Annotated in this window: 17 protein-coding genes; 9 read left to right on the top strand and 8 right to left on the bottom strand. The window is 73.8% G+C overall.

Going from position 1 to position 19,342, the window contains the following annotated elements; genetic code table 11:
• Positions 1 to 64: 64 nt before the first annotated feature.
• A complete protein-coding gene (gene polA / locus ACQP12_RS24000) occupies positions 65 to 2,764 on the top strand; it encodes a DNA polymerase I (RefSeq protein WP_433282212.1) in 2,700 nt (899 codons plus the stop codon).
• 67 nt (positions 2,765 to 2,831) lie between these two features.
• Here polA and ACQP12_RS23995 read toward each other — a convergent pair whose 3' ends face one another.
• The 6 genes from ACQP12_RS23995 to ACQP12_RS23970 all read right to left on the bottom strand — a co-directional run bounded on the left by ACQP12_RS23995 (position 2,832) and on the right by ACQP12_RS23970 (position 6,708).
• The gene (locus tag ACQP12_RS23995; RefSeq protein ID WP_433282209.1) at positions 2,832 to 3,284 is read right to left on the bottom strand and encodes a MerR family transcriptional regulator; all 453 of its coding nucleotides are present in this window, start codon (positions 3,282 to 3,284) and stop codon (positions 2,832 to 2,834) included.
• A 97-nt stretch (positions 3,285 to 3,381) separates the two neighbouring features.
• The gene (locus ACQP12_RS23990; RefSeq protein WP_433282207.1) at positions 3,382 to 4,131 is read right to left on the bottom strand and encodes an SDR family NAD(P)-dependent oxidoreductase; all 750 of its coding nucleotides are present in this window, start codon (positions 4,129 to 4,131) and stop codon (positions 3,382 to 3,384) included.
• 77 nt (positions 4,132 to 4,208) lie between these two features.
• Positions 4,209 to 5,132 carry an aldo/keto reductase gene (locus tag ACQP12_RS23985; protein ID WP_433282205.1) on the bottom strand — a complete coding sequence of 308 codons (924 nt, stop codon included), beginning with the start codon at positions 5,130 to 5,132 and terminating at the stop codon, positions 4,209 to 4,211.
• Positions 5,133 to 5,225: 93 nt separating this feature from the next.
• A complete protein-coding gene (locus ACQP12_RS23980) occupies positions 5,226 to 5,654 on the bottom strand; it encodes a DUF3140 domain-containing protein (RefSeq protein WP_357950025.1) in 429 nt (142 codons plus the stop codon).
• Entirely contained in the window at positions 5,641 to 5,862 is a 222-nt protein-coding gene (locus ACQP12_RS23975; RefSeq protein ID WP_433282203.1) for a DUF2945 domain-containing protein, read from the bottom strand. Before ACQP12_RS23975 ends, ACQP12_RS23980 begins: the two co-directional genes overlap by 14 nt.
• Positions 5,863 to 5,901: 39 nt before the next feature.
• Positions 5,902 to 6,708, bottom strand: a complete 807-nt coding sequence (locus ACQP12_RS23970; protein ID WP_357950021.1) for a class I SAM-dependent methyltransferase — start codon at positions 6,706 to 6,708, stop codon at positions 5,902 to 5,904.
• A 360-nt stretch (positions 6,709 to 7,068) separates the two neighbouring features.
• On the opposite strand from ACQP12_RS23970, the gene rpsA reads away from it, so the two are divergent.
• On the top strand, positions 7,069 to 8,556 hold the full coding sequence (gene rpsA / locus ACQP12_RS23965) for a 30S ribosomal protein S1 (RefSeq protein WP_357950018.1): 1,488 nt from the start codon (positions 7,069 to 7,071) through the stop codon (positions 8,554 to 8,556).
• A gap of 155 nt (positions 8,557 to 8,711) precedes the next feature.
• The gene (gene coaE, locus ACQP12_RS23960; RefSeq protein WP_433282200.1) at positions 8,712 to 9,890 is read left to right on the top strand and encodes a dephospho-CoA kinase; all 1,179 of its coding nucleotides are present in this window, start codon (positions 8,712 to 8,714) and stop codon (positions 9,888 to 9,890) included.
• A 6-nt stretch (positions 9,891 to 9,896) separates the two neighbouring features.
• Here the strand turns inward: coaE and ACQP12_RS23955 are convergent, their stop codons facing one another.
• Positions 9,897 to 11,333, bottom strand: a complete 1,437-nt coding sequence (locus ACQP12_RS23955; protein ID WP_433282198.1) for a hypothetical protein — start codon at positions 11,331 to 11,333, stop codon at positions 9,897 to 9,899.
• 1,111 nt (positions 11,334 to 12,444) lie between these two features.
• Between ACQP12_RS23955 and uvrB the strand changes: the two genes are divergently transcribed.
• From uvrB to ACQP12_RS23935, 4 genes are all read left to right on the top strand, one after another.
• Positions 12,445 to 14,553: an excinuclease ABC subunit UvrB gene (uvrB, locus tag ACQP12_RS23950; protein WP_433282196.1), complete on the top strand. Its 2,109-nt coding sequence runs from the start codon at positions 12,445 to 12,447 to the stop codon at positions 14,551 to 14,553.
• Positions 14,554 to 14,578: 25 nt separating this feature from the next.
• Positions 14,579 to 15,478: a helix-turn-helix domain-containing protein gene (locus ACQP12_RS23945; RefSeq protein WP_433282194.1), complete on the top strand. Its 900-nt coding sequence runs from the start codon at positions 14,579 to 14,581 to the stop codon at positions 15,476 to 15,478.
• A 24-nt stretch (positions 15,479 to 15,502) separates the two neighbouring features.
• Positions 15,503 to 15,871 carry a VOC family protein gene (locus ACQP12_RS23940; protein WP_433282193.1) on the top strand — a complete coding sequence of 123 codons (369 nt, stop codon included), beginning with the start codon at positions 15,503 to 15,505 and terminating at the stop codon, positions 15,869 to 15,871.
• 81 nt (positions 15,872 to 15,952) lie between these two features.
• A complete protein-coding gene (locus tag ACQP12_RS23935; protein ID WP_433282191.1) occupies positions 15,953 to 16,852 on the top strand; it encodes a DUF5753 domain-containing protein in 900 nt (299 codons plus the stop codon).
• 129 nt (positions 16,853 to 16,981) lie between these two features.
• On the opposite strand, the gene ACQP12_RS23930 is transcribed toward ACQP12_RS23935, so the two are convergent.
• Positions 16,982 to 17,275 carry an antibiotic biosynthesis monooxygenase family protein gene (locus ACQP12_RS23930; protein WP_433282189.1) on the bottom strand — a complete coding sequence of 98 codons (294 nt, stop codon included), beginning with the start codon at positions 17,273 to 17,275 and terminating at the stop codon, positions 16,982 to 16,984.
• A 103-nt stretch (positions 17,276 to 17,378) separates the two neighbouring features.
• Between ACQP12_RS23930 and pnuC the strand changes: the two genes are divergently transcribed.
• Together pnuC and ACQP12_RS23920 are read left to right on the top strand one after the other, a co-directional pair.
• Positions 17,379 to 18,032: a nicotinamide riboside transporter PnuC gene (pnuC, locus tag ACQP12_RS23925; RefSeq protein ID WP_387117454.1), complete on the top strand. Its 654-nt coding sequence runs from the start codon at positions 17,379 to 17,381 to the stop codon at positions 18,030 to 18,032.
• The gene (locus ACQP12_RS23920) at positions 18,029 to 19,111 is read left to right on the top strand and encodes an AAA family ATPase (protein ID WP_433282186.1); all 1,083 of its coding nucleotides are present in this window, start codon (positions 18,029 to 18,031) and stop codon (positions 19,109 to 19,111) included. Before pnuC ends, ACQP12_RS23920 begins: the two co-directional genes overlap by 4 nt.
• Positions 19,112 to 19,342: the final 231 nt, after the last annotated feature.

The raw sequence follows: 19,342 nt of genomic DNA, 5'->3' as shown, positions 1-19,342 counted from the left end.
GCCGCCGCTTTTCGCGGTCCCGCCGTCCGCCGGGTTGTCGGCGGTACGGACTAGAGTCGCTGCCGTGACAGCTACGACGCCGCGCCTGCTCCTCGTCGACGGACACTCCCTGGCATACCGGGCGTTCTTCGCCCTTCCGGTGGAGAACTTCTCCACCACCACGGGGCAGCCGACCAACGCCGTCTACGGCTTCACCTCGATGCTGATCAACGTGCTCCGCGACGAGCAGCCCAGCCACATCGTGGTCGCCTTCGACGTCTCCCGCCGCTCCTTCCGCACGGAGAAGTACGCGGAGTACAAGGCCGGCCGCAGCGAGACCCCGACCGACTTCAAGGGCCAGGTCAGCCTCGTCAAGGAGGTCCTCGCGGCGCTGCGCATCCCGGTCGTGGAGAAGGAGGGCTACGAGGCCGACGACGTCATCGCCACCCTCGCCTGCCAGGCCCGCGACCAGGGCATGGACGTGCTCATCACCACCGGCGACCGGGACGCCTTCCAGCTCGTCGGCGACCAGGTCACCGTGCTCTACCCGCGCAAGGGCGTCTCCGACCTGGCCCGGATGGACCCGGCCGCGGTCGAGGCGAAGTACGGCGTCGGGCCCGGCCGCTACCGCGACCTGGCCGCCCTGGTCGGCGAGACCAGCGACAACCTGCCCGGCGTGCCCGGCGTCGGCCCGAAGACCGCCGCCAAGTGGATCAACCTCTACGACGGGGTCGAGGGCGTGGTGGCCCGGGCCGACGAGATCAAGGGCAAGGCCGGCGACAGCCTGCGCGAGCGGCTCGCCGACGTGATCCGCAACTACGAGATCAACTGCCTGGTCACCGACCTGGAGCTGCCGGTGCGCCCGGAGGACGCCCGCTGGCAGGGCTGGGACCGGGAGGCCGTGCACCAGGTCTTCGACACCCTCCAGTTCCGCATCCTGCGCGACCGGCTCTACCAGTACCTGGAGGCCGTCGAGCCGGAGGCCGAGGCCGGCTTCGAGCTGGCCGGGCAGGTGCTCACCGAGCCCGGCGCGCTGGCCGGCTGGCTGGCCACGCACGCCCCGGCCGGCACCCCGGTCGGCCTGGCGGTCAAGCTCGACACCGGCCCGAACCGGCGGCACACCGCCGCGGTGACCGGCATGGCGCTGGCCACCGCCGACGGCGCGGGCGCCTGGTTCGACCCGGCCCTGCTGGCGGCCGACGACGAGGCCGCGCTGGCCGGCTGGCTCGCCGACGAGGCCCGCCCCAAGGTGCTGCACGACAGCAAGCCGGCCGTGCTGGCCTTCGCCGCGCACGGCTGGGACCTGCAGGGCATCTCCCGCGACACCCAGATCGCCGCCTACCTGGCCCGGCCCGACCAGCGCTCCTACGACCTCACCGACCTGGCGCTGCGCTACCTGCACCGGGAGCTGCGGGTCGACGCGCCGGAGAGCGGCCAGCTCACCCTCGACGGGCTCGGCGACGACGAGGCGGCCGAGCAGAACCTGATGCTCCAGGCGCGCGCCACCCTCGACCTGGCCGACGCGATCGACGCCGAGCTGTCCCGCGACGGCGAGCAGTCGGCCCGGCTCATGGCCGGCGTCGAGCTGCCGCTCATGCGGGTGCTGGCCACCATGGAGCGCACCGGCATCGCGGCCGACACCCACTACCTCTCCGAGCTGGAGGCGCACTTCGCCGCCGAGGTGAAGGCCGCGGCCCAGGGCGCCTACGCGGCGGTCGGGCGGGAGTTCAACCTGGGCTCGCCCAAGCAGCTCCAGGAGATCCTCTTCGGTGAGCTGGGCCTGCCCAAGACCAAGAAGATCAAGACCGGCTACACCACCGACGCCGACGCCCTCCAGTGGCTCTACGCGCAGAACCCGCACCCGGTGCTCGAGCACCTGCTGCGCCACCGCGACGTCGCCAAGCTCAAGATGACCGTCGACGGGCTGCTCAAGTCGGTCTCCGACGACGGCCGGATCCACACCACCTTCAACCAGACGGTGGCCGCCACCGGCCGGCTCTCCTCGACCGAGCCCAACCTGCAGAACATCCCGATCCGCACCGAGGAGGGGCGGCGGATCCGGCGCGCCTTCGTGGTCGGCGAGGGCTACGAGTGCCTGCTCACCGCCGACTACAGCCAGATCGAGATGCGGATCATGGCGCACCTGTCCTCCGACGACGCGCTGATCGAGGCGTTCAACTCGGGGCACGACTTCCACGCCGCCACCGCCTCCTCGGTCTTCACCGTCGAGGTCGACCAGGTCACCGCCGACCAGCGCCGCAAGATCAAGGCCATGAACTACGGCCTGGCGTACGGGCTGAGCGCGTTCGGCCTGTCCCAGCAGCTCGGGATCACCGCCGAGGAGGCGCGCGGCCTCATGGAGAACTACTTCGCCGGCTTCGGCGGCGTGCGCGACTACCTGCAGGAGGTGGTGGCGCGGGCCCGGCAGGACGGCTACACCTCCACCATCCTGGGCCGCCGCCGCTACCTGCCCGACCTGGTCAGCGACAACCGGCAGCGCCGGGAGATGGCCGAGCGGATGGCGCTCAACGCCCCCATCCAGGGCTCCGCGGCCGACATCATCAAGGTCGCAATGCTGCACGTCGACACCGCGCTGCGCGACGCGGGGCTGCGCTCCCGGATGCTGCTCCAGGTGCACGACGAGCTGGTCTTCGAGGTCGCGCCGGGCGAGCGGGAGACCCTGGAGGCACTGGTGCGCAAGGAGATGGGGGAGGCGTACCCGCTGTCGGTGCCGCTGGAGGTCTCCGTGGGCGAGGGCCGCGACTGGAACAGCGCCGACCACTGACCGACGCGCCGAGCTTCACGATCTTGGACAGTTGCCGTTCGGAGCGAACGGCAACTGTCCAAGATTGCTAAAGCGCCGGGCTGGTCGATGAGGATCGGGCCGGGTGTGGGGTGGGGCTCGATGCCGGCGCCGGGCTGGCGTCGCCGGCGAGGGCCGCGGCGGCGTCGCGCAGGGCGGCGGCGAGGCGGTCCCGTACCGCGAGCTGGGCGGCGATGCGGGCCTCCAGCACGGCCAGCCGCTCCCGCCCCACCCGGAGCCCGCCGGGGGAGGGCGGCGCGGCGGCCACGTCCCCGTCCAGGCAGGGCAGGAAGACCCGGACGTCGTCCAGGGTCAGCCCGGCGCCGAGCAGGTGCCGGATGTTGCGGACCCGGGTGACCGTCGCCTCGTCGTACTCGCGGTAGCCGTTCGCCGCCCGCGACGAGTCGATCAGGCCCTGCTCCTCGTAGTGCCGCAGGGCCCGCGGCGTGCACCCGGTCACCGCCGCCAGCTCGCCGATCCGCACCCGACCCCTCCGTCCCATGGTCGACACCGCTCCGCCGAGGTGGCGGCTTCACCCCGGCCGGGTCACCCCCACCTCGCCGATCCCGCGCGGCGGCGATCACCGGCGCCCGGGCCTGTCAGGCGACCAGCGCCCCGCCGTCCACCGGCAGCACGACGCCGGTGACGAAGGCGGCCGCCGGGTCGCAGAGCCGCAGGATCGCCCAGGCTACGTCCTCGGGGCGGCCGATCCGTCCGAGGGGCGTGTGGTCGAGCTGCCAGCGGCGTACCGCGGCGCGCTGGTCGGGGGAGAGGCCCTGGTGTTCGCCGATGGGTGTGTCGATCGCGCCGGGGGCCACCGCCACCACCCGGACGCCGCGCGGCGCCAGTTCCACCGCCCAGCTGCGGGTCAGCGAGTCGAGGGCGGCCTTGCCGGCCGCGTACACCGAGCTGCCCGGCCAGGCGCGCTGGCCGACGGTGGTGGTGACGTTGACGATCACGCCGCGGCTCGTCGCCAGCGGCTCGACCGCGGCGTGGGCCAGCCGGATCGGCGCGATGAGGTTGGTGTCGAGCTGGCGGCGGGCGGCCCGCTCGTCCAGCCCGGCGAGCGGTCCGCCGCCGGCGATCCCGGCGTTGTTGACCAGCACGTCCAGCCGGCCGTACCGGTCGAGGGCGGCGCCGACCACCCGGGCCGGCGCGTCGGCGTCGGTCACGTCGGCGGTGACCGGGGTGATGCGGAGGTCGTCGGCGGCGGTCTCCGCCAGTGGCCCGGGGCGCCGGCCCACGGCGAGGACGCGGGCGCCCTCGGCGGCAAAGGCGCGGGCGGTGGCCCGGCCGATGCCGGTGCCCGCGCCGGTGACCACCACGACCCGCTGCTGTTCGTCGTTCATGCCGGCGATCGTGCGACCCTGCCGTCAGTGGCAGGGTCAAGCGGCCCGGGCTCAGCGGCCGGGTCCCGGCGTTCCTTTCAGCCCAGAAGTGACTCTCCGGTGGGAGGGCCGCCGCCCTCGTGGACGAGCGCGGTCAGCTCGGCAACCTCCGTCCCGCTCAGGCGGATGCTCGCGGCGGCGAGGTTCTCCCGCAGGTGGGCGAGGCTCGTCGTGCCCGGGATGGGCAGCATCGCCGGGGAGCGGTGCAGCAGCCAGGCCAGCGCGATCTGCTGGGGCGTCGCCTCGTACCTGGCGGCCAGCGGCGCGATGGCCGCCGCGACCTGGTCGGCGTTGTCCCCGCCGTCACGGAGGCTGACCGGGTGCCAGGGTGAGAACACCGCCCCGGCCTGCTCCGCGGCGGCGAGGAGCGCGGCGCCGGCCCGGTTGCCGACGTTGTACCGGGCGGTCACCGCGGCGATGTCCGCGACCGACCGCGCCGCCTCGAACTGGTCCGGGGTCACGTTCGACAGGCCGATGTGCCGGATGTATCCCTCGTCCTGCAGCTTCTTCAGCTCACCGACCTGGTCCTCGAACGGGGCGTCGGTGGCGTAGCCGCTGTGCAGGTAGTACAGGTCGAATCGATCCAGGCCGAGGCGTTGCAGGCTCAGCATCGCCGACTGCCGCAGGTACTTGGGGTTGCCCACCCAGCCGAGCGTCGACAGGTCGTAGCCGCCACGGACGAAGCCGCCCTTGCTCGCGATGGCCAGGCCCGGCGGGTAGGGGTGCAGCGCCTCCCGGATGAGCAACTCATTGGTGTGCGGCCCGTAGACGTCGGCGGTGTCGATGAAGGTCACGCCCTCGGCCACGACGGCGCGAAGCAGGGCCACGCCACCCTCATGGTCGGGATAGGGGCCCCAGACCTGCCTGCCGGTGAGTTGCATCGCCCCGAAGCCGATCCGGCCGACCGGCAGGTCGCCGCCGATGGTGATGGTGGGCAGGGCAGAGCTGGCGTGACCGGCCATGGTCCACTCGATCCAGGTCAGGCCCCGGCGGGGCGGACGGAACCTCCGCCAGACCGGAGGCCGCCTCCGGCGACGGTGACGCTGACGGGCGGATCAGCGGCCCGGTCCCCGGCGTTCCTTCGGCGGGGCGCCGTGCCGCTCCAGGGCCTTGCGGGACGGGCCGCCCGGCGGCGGGAGCGGTCCCTTGACCGGGTCGTGGCCCCAGTTCATGAGGGAGTACCGCCACCGGGTCCGGCGCACGTCGCCGCTGGGTCGCTGGGCCATGTGCCGCCGGACGTACCCGACGACCTTGCGCATGTGCTTGTAGTCGGCGGCGCTGAGCTGGTCGCGCTTGCGGCGCAGCAGGTCGATGATCCGCCGGCCGGACTCGTGCCCCACCGACTCGCCGCCCCGGGTGCCCTTGCGCCAGCCCACGTGCTTGGACTCGTCGGTCTCCAGCCACTTCTGGAGCTCGCCCGGCTTCATGTTCACCGCGTCTGTGAACTCCCGGTACGTCTGCTGCGGATCGTCACCTCGGCTCATGACGCAGCACCTCCGGTCGGTGGGCGACGTCCCGGCCCGAGTCGTCGTTGCGGATCCGGTACTGCGGCTCCTCCGCCGACGCGTTCACGGTGTGCCCGCGGACGTGTGTGCGGTCGGTGAGCTTCTCCCTGACGACCCCGTACGCCCGGCCGCTGTGGCTGGCCCACGATACGTGGTCGCCCCGGCGGAACTCCTCCTTCTCGGCCATGGCGTCCGGTTACCCGGGCCCGGCGGCCGGAAACGACGCTCAGCCGGCGGCCGGCTTCTCCGCCACGAAGATGGCGGTGCCGGGGAAGAGCCGGCCGCGCAGTGGGCTCCACTGCCCCCAGATCCCCTCGTGCCCCGCCGGCCACTCCGGCTCCACCAGGTCCAGCAGGCGGAACCCGGCGCCGACCAGCTCCCGGATCCGGTCGCCGAGGGTGCGGTGCTGCTCGACGTACGTGGCCACGCCGTGCTCGTCCTGCTCGACGTAGGGGGATCGGTCGAAGTACGAGTGCACGGCGGTCAGCCCGCCCTCGCCCGGGTCGTCCAGGAAGATCCAGCGCATCGGGTGGGTGACCGAGAAGACCCACCGGCCGCCCGGGCGCAGCACCCGGGCCACCTCCCGCATGGCCGCCGCCGAGTCGTCCACGAACGGGATCGCGCCGAACGCCGTGCACACCGTGTCGAACGCGGCGTCGGCGAACGGCAGGGCGAGGGCGTCGGCCTGCACGAGCGGCACGCGTACCCCGGTCCGGGCGGCGGCCTCGGCGGCGTGCCGCAACATGCCGGCGGACAGGTCCAGGGCGACCGGCCGGGCGCCCTGCGCGGCGAGCCACCGGGCGGCGGCGGCCGCACCGCAGCCGAGTTCCAGGATCCGGCGGCCGGTCACCTCGCCGAGCAGCCCCGCATCGGCCTCGCGCAGGCCCTCCGGGCACCAGACGAAGTCCACCTCGCCGAGGAACGCGCCGTGCTCGGCCTGGTAGGCGTCGGCGTCCGCGTCCCACCAGCCCCGGTTGGCCCGGCGAACCTCGGTGGCGCCTACCCGGCGCCGGGTCACCCTGTCGTCGTCCACCCGCCCACGCTAGGCCTCCGGGCGTCGGGTGCGACGATCGGGCGGCGCTGTTGCGGGTGGGGCAGATGTGACGGACGAGACAGCTGTGGCACCTTACCGCGCGAAATCTCCGCTTTCGCAGCTGACGAGCCCGAGGAGACCTGGGAGGGCTTGCACGCTGTGGTAATGCAGCGGGTAGGCTAGACGATGCGCTCGCGGATCGTGTGCCTCGGCAGGGAGCAGGTGCGCGGTCACCGGAGCCACTAATGATCTTCTCTTGGCGATCGTTCGGTGTGCCCGGCGACGGATCCGCTGGCGCGGACAGGTCACCGCGACGCCACGCCTGCTGTGACAACCCATCCGACCGGAGCAACCGCCCACATGACGAGCAGCATCGAGGCCCCCTCGAGCGCCAACAAGGTCACGCACGACGATCTCGGTTCCGAGGAAGCTTTCCTCGCCGCGATCGACGAGACCATCAAGTACTTCAACGACGGCGACATTGTCGAAGGCACCGTCGTCAAGGTCGATCGGGACGAGGTCCTGCTCGACATCGGCTACAAGACCGAGGGCGTCATCCCCTCTCGGGAGTTGTCGATCAAGCACGACGTGGACCCCGCCGAGGTCGTCTCGGTCGGTGACCACATCGAGGCCCTTGTCCTCCAGAAGGAGGACAAGGAGGGGCGTCTGATCCTCTCCAAGAAGCGGGCGCAGTACGAGCGGGCCTGGGGCACGATCGAGAAGATCAAGGACGAGGACGGCGTCGTTCGCGGCTCGGTCATCGAGGTCGTCAAGGGTGGTCTCATCCTCGACATCGGGCTGCGCGGCTTCCTGCCCGCCTCCCTGGTCGAGATGCGGCGTGTGCGCGACCTGCAGCCGTACGTCGGCCGCGAGCTCGAGGCCAAGATCATCGAGCTGGACAAGAACCGCAACAACGTGGTCCTGTCCCGCCGGGCCTGGCTGGAGCAGACGCAGTCCGAGGTGCGCACCGAGTTCCTCAACAAGCTGCAGAAGGGGCAGGTCCGCAAGGGCGTCGTCTCTTCGATCGTCAACTTCGGCGCGTTCGTCGACCTGGGCGGCGTGGACGGCCTCGTGCACGTCTCCGAGCTCTCCTGGAAGCACATCGACCACCCGTCCGAGGTCGTCGAGGTGGGCCAGGAGGTCGAGGTCGAGGTCCTGGACGTCGACCTGGACCGCGAGCGGGTCTCGCTGTCGCTGAAGGCGACCCAGGAGGACCCGTGGCGGCAGTTCGCCCGCACCCACGCGATCCAGCAGATCGTGCCGGGTAAGGTCACCAAGCTCGTGCCGTTCGGCGCCTTCGTCCGGGTGGACGACGGCATCGAGGGCCTGGTCCACATCTCCGAGCTGGCCGAGCGCCACGTGGAGATCCCGGAGCAGGTCGTGCAGGTCGGCTCCGAGGTCATGGTCAAGGTCATCGACATCGACCTGGAGCGCCGTCGGATCTCGCTGTCGCTCAAGCAGGCCAACGAGGGCTTCGTCGAGGGCGAGGAGCACTTCGACCCGACCCTCTACGGCATGGCCGCGACCTACGACGAGCAGGGCAACTACATCTACCCGGAGGGCTTCGACCCGGAGACGGGCGAGTGGCTCGAGGGCTACGACAAGCAGCGCGAGACCTGGGAGCAGCAGTACGCCGAGGCGCGCCAGCGCTGGGAGGCCCACACCAAGCAGGTGCAGACCTCCCGGGCCGCCGACGCCGAGGCCGCTGCCAACCCGGCTCCGCCCGTCACCGGCACCACCACCACGACCTCGGCGGCCCCGAGCCGTCAGGCCGAGGAGCCGGCCGGCACGCTGGCCACCGACGAGGCGCTCGCCGCCCTGCGGGAGAAGCTCGCCGGCGGCAAGTGACCCGGTGACGACACCGGCTCGGCGAGTCCGAGCCCGGCGCAGTCGCTGAGGGCCCCGTCCCCGCGATCCGGCACCACCGGATCGCCGGGGGCGGGGCCCTCGCCCTGTCCGGGGGCAGGTTGGCACCGCCAACGGTGATCGGGTTGACTGTTGCCGTGCTGAGGGTGGGATTGACCGGTGGGATCGGGTCGGGCAAGAGCGCCGTGTCCAGCCGGCTGGCCGCGCTCGGCGCGGTGATCGTCGACGCGGACCGGATCGCCCGCGAGGTGGTCGCCCCGGGCAGCGAGGGCCTCGCCGAGATCGTCGGGACCTTCTCCGACCGGGTCCTCGACGCCGACGGCGCGCTGGACCGGGCCGCACTGGGCGCCCTGGTCTTCGGCGACGAGGCCGCCCGCCGCCGGCTGGAGGCGATCACCCACCCCCGGGTCCGCGCCCGCACCGCCGCGCTGATCGCCGCGGCGCCCCCCGACGCCGTCGTGGTCAACGACGTGCCGCTGCTGGTCGAGGTGGGGCTCGCACCCACGTATCACCTGGTGCTCGTGGTGCAGGCGGCCGTGACCACCCGGCTGGAGCGGCTGGCCCGCGGCCGCGGCATGGACCGCGCGGAGGCCGAGCGGCGGATCGCCGCGCAGGCCGACGACGCCCGCCGCCAGGCGGCCGCCGACGTGCTGCTCGGCAACGACGGCACGCTGGCCGACCTGCACGCCGCCGTGGACACCCTCTGGCGCGAGCGGCTCCTGCCCTACGAGCGCAATCTCCGGGAACGCCGGGCCGTCCGGCCCGAGCAGGTGGTGCTCAGCGAGCCCGACCCGACCTGGCCTGAGCAGTACGCCCGCCTGGCCGCCCGCATCCGCCACGCCGCCGGCCCCGACCTGCGGGTCGACCACATCGGCTCCACCGCCGTGCCCGGGCTGGCCGCCAAGGACGTCATCGACATCCAACTCACCGTGCCGTCGCTCGCCGAGGCGGACGGGCCGCTCGCCGACCGGCTCGCCGACGCCGGCTTTCCCCGGCTGCCCGGCGACTGGTGGGACAACCCCCGCCCGCCCGGCAGCCGGCGCTGGGAGAAGCGGCTGCACGGCAGCGCCGACCCGGGCCGCCCGGTGCACCTGCACCTGCGGGTGGCTGACTCGCCCGGCTGGCGGTACGCGCTGCTGATGCGCGACCACCTGCGCGCCGACCCGGGGCAGCGGTCCGCGTACCTGCAGCTCAAGCGGGAGTTGGCCGCCTCGGCGCCGGACAGCGCCACCTACGGCACGCTGAAGGACCCGTGGTTCGACGAGGAGCACCTGCGGGCGGAGGAGTGGGCCGCGCAGACCGGCTGGCGGCCCTGAGCCCGCTCAGCGGCGTTTCGCGGGTGGCCTGGCCGTCCGCTCGGCGCCGGGCAGCGCCGGCACCCGCCCGGGCGCGAGGTCCAGCCGAACCCAGACGCCCCCCGCGCTCCGCAGCTCCACCCGGCGCGGCAGCCCGTTCCGGTCGATCCACCAGCGCAGCCCGGCGCGTACCTCGATGACGTCCACCGTCCGGTCCGCCACCCGGTCGTCGCGGATCCGGACCGCCGCGGCAGCCGGCGCGGGGGCGGCGTCGCCCCGCAGCGCCGCGTCGAGCAGCCGCTCCACGTCGTCGCGGGGCGGTTGCCCGCCCATCCGCCTTAGCTCGGCCGGCGCCGGCAGCGGCGGGCCCGCCGCGCCGCCCGCCGGCACCACGAGCCGGGCCACGCTTCCCGGCCACGCCCGCACCAGCGTGCGGCGCCCCGGGTCGTCGCCCTCCACCATCGAGAGGTACGCGGCGGAGCCCGCCCAGCTCACCCAGCCGGTGCCGTGCAGGCCGGCGGACGGGGCGGCCAGGGTCAGGCCGGCGCCGCCGGCCGCTCGCAGCCGGGCCGGCAGCCGGGCCAACCGGTCGGCCTCGGCGTCGCTCAGGGCCCGAGGCAGCCCGGGCCGCCCGCCGAGCGCGGCCACCGGGCGCAGCGTGGGGCGGTCGGTGCGGGCCAGCTCGACGGTCACCGGGGTCCCGTCCGGCAGCCGGCCGGCCAGCCGGTGCAGCCGGGCGTCCCGGTCGACCCAGAGGCGCGGCTGCCCCTCCCGCGCCGGGGCGGTCGCCTGGGCGGCCGGCCGGAGTGCGGAGAGAGGGGCCCGGAAGACATCCACGGGGACCCCGTCGACGGTTTCCGCGCCCAGCCAGCGGGCCTCGGGTTCGGTCGCGTCGACCCGGGCCGCGCCGAGCCCGAGCAGCAGGTCCCGCACCGCCGGCAGGCCCCGCCCGGCCGGCAGCTCCCGCAGCCGCCACCGGTCGTCCGGGGGCACCAGCGGGGGCGGCGCCGGTGCGGGCGTCGCACCGGGATCCGGCCGCACCAGCAGCGTCGACGCGGTCGCCTGGACCAGCCCCCGCTCGGCGCCCGCGCCGGGGCCGCTGACATCCAGGTAGACCAGCGGTCGGGCCCAGTCGACCCAGCCGACCAGCTCGGTACGGCCATCGCCCGCACCCACGGTGACCCGGACCCCGGCACGGACGTCCCGCTGGTTGGTGACCCTGAGGGCGGCCAGCCGGTCGGCCTCGGCGGCGGTGAGCGGGCGGGCCGTCGCGGTGGGCTCGGCCGGCTCCGGTGACCAGCTCAGCAGGCCGGCGACCAGGGCGGCCGCCGAGGCGGTGGCGGCCACCGCGAGCGCGATCAGGACGGCGCGGCGGCGGGTGGGTTGCTCGGGTGGGTCGCCGGTCCCGTCCAGCTCCGGGTGGCCGGGCGGGGCGAACGGATCGGCCGGCCGTTCCCCGGCCACCGGATCCGCGCGCGAACGGCGGCCGGGGGAGTTGACGGGTTGGCTGGTCGCGGAGCCGGCGCGGCGGTGCCGGCGGCCGGGTTCGCGGGTTACGGCAGTCGCACCCGGGACGGTGGGGGCGTCGAGGGCGCACTCGCCGGGGGCCGTTGCTCCACGCTGCCGCGATCGCGGCGACATGCCGTTCGTGCCGGACGGTGGATCGCCGGGATCCCCGGTCGGCGGCTCGGCGGGCGAGCTGTGTGCCGTCGCGCCTCGCCGGCCGCCGGATCTTGGCGAGTTGTCGTTCGTGGCGGACGGTAGGTCGCCAAGATCTCCGGGTTGGTGGCGGGTGGGCGTGCTCGACGGCGGCGTGGGGGAGTTGTGTGCCCGCTCGCCTCGTCGGCTGCCGGATCTTGGCGAGTTGTCGTTCGTGGCGGGCGGTAGATCGCCACGATCTCCAGGTTGGCGTCCGGCGGGCGCGCTCGACGGCGGGGCGGGCGAGGTGTGTGCCGTCGCGCTCCGCCGTTTTCCCGACCTTGGCGAGTTGCCGTTCGTGGCGGACGGCAGGTCGCCAATATCCGCGGGAGCCGGTTCGGTGAGCTGGGGCGGCTGCGGGTCCGGTGCGCGTTCGCCTGTGGCGGGCCCGGTCGGCGCTGGGTCGGCGGACGCGGCGGGCATCGTGCGGCCGGCGGGCTCGGGCGCGGCGGTGTCGCTGGGCTCGGGCTCGGGCTCGGCGCTGTCGGCGGGCTCGGTGGGGCGGGCGTCGTCGGTGGGGAGGGGGCCGGTGTCGCGGGTGCGAGCCCGTCGCGGCCGGCGTCCGGGAGAGGTCTCCACGAGTGCACAACGCGGCTGCCGGGTTTCGGTGACGAGCAGGGGCGCTCGCGGCGGCCGGTCAGCGCGTCGAGCGCGACCACCTCGGGTGCGCACGCCGGTTTCTCGGGTGCTGCGACCCCCGGTGCCGGGGGCGGCCGGGCCCCGGAGGGGCGGCCACCTGCCCGATCGGCCGCCGCGAGCGGCCTACGGTACGAGGGTAGTCCGGTGAGATGAGCCACACAATGGGAATATCGAAGCCGATCAGGGACGGTACGCGCTCGGCCCGGAAGTGTCGGACCTCGGGCGTACCGTTGAGGTCATGGCGCTCGACATTCCCCGGCTCGACGGCCGCTTCCAGGTCGTCAGCGAGTTCCAGCCGGCCGGCGACCAGCCGGCAGCCATCGACGAGCTTGAGCGTCGCGTGCGCGGCGGCGACCGCAACACGGTGCTGCTCGGCGCGACCGGCACCGGCAAGAGCGCCACCACGGCGTGGCTGGTCGAGCGGCTGCAGCGGCCGACCCTGGTGCTCGCGCCCAACAAGACCCTCGCCGCGCAGCTCGCCAAGGAGTTCAGCGAGCTGCTGCCGCAGAACGCGGTCGAATACTTCGTCTCCTACTACGACTACTACCAGCCCGAGGCCTACATCCCGCAGACCGACACCTACATCGAGAAGGACTCCTCGGTCAACGAGGAGGTCGAACGGCTGCGGCACTCGGCGACGATGTCGCTGCTCACCCGCCGCGACGTGATCGTGGTGGCCACGGTGTCGGCGATCTACGGCCTGGGCACCCCGGAGGAATACCTGGACCGGGCCGTCCGGCTCGCCGTGGGGCAGGAGCTCGACCGTGACCAGCTGCTGCGCCGGCTGGTCGACATCCAGTACACGCGCAACGACATGGCCTTCCAGCGCGGCACCTTCCGGGTCCGCGGCGACACGCTGGAGATCATCCCGGCCTACGAGGAGCTGGCCGTCCGGATCGAGCTGTTCGGCGACGAGGTGGAGAAGCTCTACTACCTCAACCCGCTCACCGGTGACGTCGTCAAGGAGGTCGACGGGCTGGTCATCTTCCCGGCGACCCACTACGCGGCCGGCCCGGAGCGGATGGAGCGGGCGATCCGCGACATCGAGGTCGAGCTGGCCGAGCGTCTGGCCGAGCTGGAGCGGCAGGGCAAGCTGCTGGAGGCGCAGCGGCTGCGGATGCGCACCACCTACGACATCGAGATGATGCGCCAGGTCGGGTTCTGCTCCGGCATCGAGAACTACTCGATGCACATGGACGGGCGGTTGCCGGGCAGCCCGCCGCACTGCCTTCTCGACTACTTCCCCGACGACTTCCTGACCGTGGTCGACGAGTCGCACGTGACCATCCCGCAGATCGGCGGCATGTACGAGGGTGACGCCTCCCGCAAGCGGATGCTGATCGACCACGGCTTCCGGCTGCCCAGCGCGGCCGACAACCGGCCGCTGCGCTTCGACGAGTTCCTGGAGCGGGTCGGCCAGATGGTCTTCCTCTCCGCCACCCCGGGTCCGTGGGAGCTGGAGCAGGCCCAGGGCGAGTTCGTCGAGCAGGTGATCCGCCCCACCGGCCTGATCGACCCCGAGGTCGTGGTGAAGCCCACCAAGGGCCAGATCGACGACCTGATGCACGAGATCAAGCTGCGGACCGAGCGGGACGAGCGGGTCCTGGTCACCACGCTGACCAAGAAGATGGCCGAGGATCTCTCCGACTACCTGCTGGAGAACGGCATCCGGGTCCGCTACCTGCACTCCGAGGTCGACACGCTGCGCCGGGTGGAGCTGCTGCGCGAGCTGCGCAAGGGCGACTACGACGTGCTGGTCGGCATCAACCTGCTCCGGGAGGGCCTCGACCTGCCCGAGGTCTCCCTGGTGGCGATCCTCGACGCCGACAAGGAGGGCTTCCTGCGCAGCGGCCGGTCGTTGATCCAGACCATCGGCCGCGCGGCCCGTAACGTCTCGGGCCAGGTCCACATGTACGCCGACAAGATCACCCCGTCGATGGCCCAGGCGATCGAGGAGACCAACCGGCGCCGGGCCAAGCAGATCGCGCACAACGAGGCCAACGGGATCAGCCCCGAGCCGCTGCGCAAGAAGATCCACGACATCCTCGACGACATCTACCGCGAGGCGGAGGACACCGAGAACAGCCGGGTCGGCGGTGCCGTCCGGCAGCTGTCGCGGGGCAAGGCGCCGGTCAAGGAGACCCGCAGCCGCAGCCGCGGCGGCGCGGCCACCCCGTCGCGGGAGGGCATGGCCCGGGCCGACCTGGCCAACCTCATCCAGGAGCTCAACGACCAGATGCTCGCCGCTGCGCGGGAGCTGCAGTTCGAGCTGGCCGCCCGCATCCGCGACGAGGTTTCCGACCTCAAGAAGGAACTCCGCGGGATGGATGCCGCCGGGGTGAAGTGACGGCCCGGGGTCGGGGGAGGCCGGCGTGCTCACCGAGGCGGTGATCGGGCTCCCCGATCCCCGGCTCCGGCCCTACGTGGACCGCTACCTGGGCTACCGCGAGCACGCGGTCGGCCCGCTCGTGCGCCGGGAGGCGGCCGGCGCCTTCGTGGTGCTGATCCTCGGGTGGGGCGCTCCGCTCGACGTCACCGACCCGCGCGCCGCCGACCGGGGCGCGCACGGGACGAGCGCCTTCCTGGCCGGCCCGTTCGACGGCTGGTGCGCGACCCGCACGGCCGGCGAGGGCGTCGGGGTGCAGGTGCTGCTGACCGCTCCGGCCGCCCGCCGGCTGCTCGGGCTGCCGCTGGGCGAGCTGGCCAACCGGGCGGTCCCGGTCGACCGGCTCGACGGCTGGCTGGTCCGGCTCCGCGACGAGCTGGCCGACCTGCCCGACTGGGCGGGCCGGTTCGCCCGCCTCGACGCGGCGCTCGCCGCCCGGCTGGCTCTGACCGGGCCCATCGATGCGCGCCTGGTGCGGGCCTGGCGGCTGCTCGACCGCAGCGGCGGCGGGCTGGGCGTCGGCGCGCTGGCCGGGGAGGTCGGCTGGAGCCGCCGCCACCTGGCGGTCCGGTTCCGGCGGGAGTTCGGCCTCCCGCCGAAGACCGTCGCGCGGCTGCTGCGCTTCCAGCGGGCGTACGCGATGGTGGGCCGCACGCTGGTCCCCGCACCGACCGGCGGCGCGGACGCGCCCGCGGGCACCTCGCTCGCCCCGCCCCCGAGTGGCCGGCGGGCGGACGGCGGCCGGGGCGAGGTCGGGTGGGCCGACCTGGCGGTGCGGTTCGGCTACTACGACCAGTCGCACCTGATCCGGGAGTTCCGTGAGTTCTCCGGGGCCACGCCCGCGGCGCTGGCCGGGCCCGGATCGCATTCGTCCAATCCGACCTGACCGTCGCGGCGGCAGACTCGGGCCATGCGAAGCATCTACCCGGTCCTCCGGTATCCCGACGCCCGCGCCGCCGTCGACTTCCTCCGGTCCGCGTTCGGCCTCACCGTCCACGAGGTGCACGAGGGGCCCGACGGCGCCGTGCGGCACGCCGAGCTCGGCTTCGGCGACGGCCTCGTCATGCTCGGTCCGGGGCCGGCACCGGCGACCCGGCCCGCCGACGACGACTACCGCGTCTACGTGGCCGTCGACGACGTCGACGCGCACCACGAGCGGGCCCGGGCGGCCGGGGCGGAGATCGTCCGGCCGCCCTTCGACACCGACTACGGCTCCCGCGACTACGTGGCCCGCGATCCGGCCGGGCTGGTCTGGTCCTTCGGCACCTACCGACCCTGACGGCCGCCTGATAGCTCTGTGCGAGCAAGGTATTGCCCTGAGTGACGGTGATGCGTACTCTCCCACGGTGGGGAGGCGCACATGCCGTTGTCAGCAAGTCCTGTGGTCCGGCGGGTGCGGCTCGGCGCCGAGCTGCGCCGGCTGCGCCGCCGGGAGTCGCTCACCCTGGAGCAGGTGTGCGGCCGGCTCGGCTGGGCGTCCACATCGAAGCTGTCCCGCATCGAGCTGGGGCAGAGCCGGCCGGACCTGGCCGACGTGCTCGACCTGCTCGACGTCTACGGCGTGCCACCCCACCAGCGGGACGAGCTGATCGTCATCGCGCGGGACGCCGCCACCGGCCGCGGCTGGTCCCGGGCGCTGGGCGAGATGGGGGAGCGGCAGCGGGCGTACGCGGAGTTGGAGGCGGGCGCCGTCCGCATCGTGGACTACCAGCCGGTGCTGGTGCCCGGGCTGCTCCAGACCCCCGAGTACGCCCGGCTGCGCGTGTCGGCCGGCGCGTTGCTAGCCGACGACGTGGACGTCGAGGCCGACGTCCGTGCCCGCGCGGTGCGCCAGGAGGTGCTGCGCCGGCCCGATCCGCCGCACTACACGGCGCTGATCGACGAGCGCGCCTGCGACCCGGGCGGCCTGCCCACCGAGGTCTGGCGGGATCAGATGCGGCACCTGGCCGTCCTCGCCGAACGGCCGCACGTGACGATCCGGCTGCTGCCCCGCGACGCGTCCCCCCACGGCGACCTGCACCCGCTCGCGCCGTTCTCCTACTACGCCTACCCGGATCCGGCCGATCCCCGCACCGTGCTGGTGGAGACGCTCACCACCGACCTGCGGCTGGTGGCGGAGGCGGACGTCGCCCGCTACGAGCAGCTGATCGACTGGCTGCTCGTGGTGGCGCTGCCGGAGGAGGAGACGGCGGAGCTGCTGACCCGGCGGCTCGGGCCCGCGCCGGTGCCCCGGCCCCGCGAACCCCACGAGCCCGACTGAGCGGAGCGGAACCCTCTCCCGGCCAAAGGGCAACGGTTGACGCGCGGTCACCGGGCCCGGCGCCCCCGAATTACCGTCGGGACCGGTGGCCGGCGCGTCGAGCGCAGGCTATGTCAGGGGTACGACAGCTCAGGCCGGCACGTCGACGAAGTGCTCGACCAGGGGCGGGCCGGCGAAGTAGGGGCCGATCAGTTCCCGCCACCGCCCGAAGCGTTCGCTCTGCCGGAAGTTGACGTCGTGCGCCTCGACCGAGTCCCACTCGACCAGCAGCACGAACCGGGACGGCGACTCCACGCCGCGGGTCATCCGCACGGAGCGGCAGCCCTCGGTGCCGGCGAGGATGGGGTGCGCCTTCGCGTACGCGGCGGCGAAGTCGTCCTCGTTCCCGGGCGTGATGTCGATGAGCGCGACCTCAAGAACCATGCCCGAAGCCTCGCACGCCGGCCGCCGGCCGGTACGTCCCGGGGGCTGTTCCCCGCGCCACACCCCCTCTAGGGTGGTCGCTCGGGAAACGGGGGAGGGACTCATGCTCGACTGGCTCACCGCCACGGCGTTCACCGTCCTGGGCGCCGGCACCACCTGGGCGGAGCTGCTCGGCTTCGCCACCGGTGTGGTCAACGTCTGGCTGGTGGCCCGGCAGCACATCGCCAACTGGCCGATCGGCATCGCCAACGTGCTGCTGCTGATGCTGCTGTTCTGGACCGCCGGCCTGTACGCCGACGCCGGCCTCCAGATCGTCTACGTCGTCCTCGGCCTCTACGGCTGGTGGCACTGGCTCTTCGGCGGGGAGCGGCGCAGCCGGCTGACCGTGGCCCGCACCGGCCGGCGGGAGTGGTGGGCGCTCGGCGTGGCCGGGGTGCTGCTCACCGCCGGGCTCTGGGCGCTGCTGGACCGGGCCACCGACTCCACGGTGCCGCTGGCCGACGCGGTCACCACCGCGCTGTCGCTGCTGGCCACGTACGGTCAGACCCGCAAGCTGGTGGAGAGCTGGTGGCTGTGGATCGCCGCCGACCTGATCTACATCCCGCTCTACGCGTACAAGGGACTCTGGTTGACCGGCGGCCTCTACCTGATCTTCCTGGCGCTCTGCGTGGTCGGGCTGCGGGAGTGGCGGGCGGACCTGCGCCGGCGCTCGGCGGCGACGCCGGTGCCGCCCGGCCCGGCGCCCGTCGCGGCGTGAGCGCGGCGAGCGAGCCGGGTCGGCAGTTCCGGCACGGCCTGGTGGTGGGCAAGTTCTATCCGCCGCACGCCGGGCACCACGCGCTGATCGAGGCGGCCGCGGCCCGGTGCGCGGCGGTCACGGTCGTGGTCGCGCCGTCCCGGCGCGAGTCGATCCCGCTCGACCTGCGGCTCGCCTGGCTGCGCGAGGCGCACGCCGACACGCCCTGGGTGCGGTTCGCCGGCCGGTACGACGACCACCCCGTGGACTACGCCGACCCGGCGATCTGGGACCTGCACTGCGCGGTGTTCGCCGACGCGCTGGGCGGGGAGCCGGTGGACGCGGTGTTCTCCTCGGAGGCGTACGGCGAGGAGTTGGCCCGTCGTTTCGGCGCGGTCGCGGTCTGCGTGGACCTGGACCGGCGGGCCGTGCCGGTTTCCGGCACCGCCGTGCGCGCGGATCCGGTGGCGCACTGGCGGCGCCTGAGCCCGCCGGTGCGGGCCTGGCTGGTCCGCCGGGTCGTGGTGGTGGGTGCCGAGTCGACCGGCACCACGACGATGGCGGCGGCGCTGGCCGCCCACTACGGCACCCCCTGGGTCCCGGAGTACGGCCGCGAGCTGACCGAGCGCAAGCTCGCCGGGCTGCGCCGCGTCCGGCCGGAGGCGACGATCTTCGACGTCACGTGGGACCGGGCCGACTTCGTCGAGGTGGTCCGCGAGCAGCAGGCCGCCGAGGACGCGGCGGCCCGGACCAGCGGCCCGCTGCTGTTCTGCGACACCGACGCGCGGGCCACCGCGATCTGGGAGGAGCGCTACCTCGGGTCCTCGTCGGAGGCGGTCCGGTCGGCGGCCCGCCGGCCGGCGCTGTACCTGCTGACCGGCCACGAGGGGGTGCCCTTCGCCGACGACGGTCTGCGCGACGGTGAGCACCTGCGGGCCTGGATGACCGGGCGGTTCCGGGAGGAGTTGGCCGGCTGCGGGGTGCCGGTGGTCGAGCTGCGCGGCCCGCACGAGGAGCGGCTGGCGGCGGCCGTCGCGGCCTGTGACGCCCTGCTGGCCGCCGGCTGGTCGTTCACCGACCCGCTGCTCCCGGCGCCGTGACGCGCAGAAGCCACAGGGGTCGAAACCTGGACACCTAGCCTCCTAGGACGCCCTGCGCCGCGAGACCTCGCCCACACCGGAAGACTCTTACCCTGGCAAACGGGACCCCCGAAGATGCGGCGACCCGGGCCGATGGTGAACAATGGCGGCCGAGGAGGGGAGTATTCCCCCGCGACGGAGTCGTCAGCACGGAAGAGCCCCGGCCCCCCGGTGGCACGACCCGGCTCCGCC

It is taken from the genome of Micromonospora sp. CA-244673 (assembly GCF_050948395.1).
Classification (GTDB): domain Bacteria; phylum Actinomycetota; class Actinomycetes; order Mycobacteriales; family Micromonosporaceae; genus Micromonospora.
Note: the sequence above shows the minus strand (reverse complement) of the source record. Positions and strands in the feature narration are given on the sequence as shown.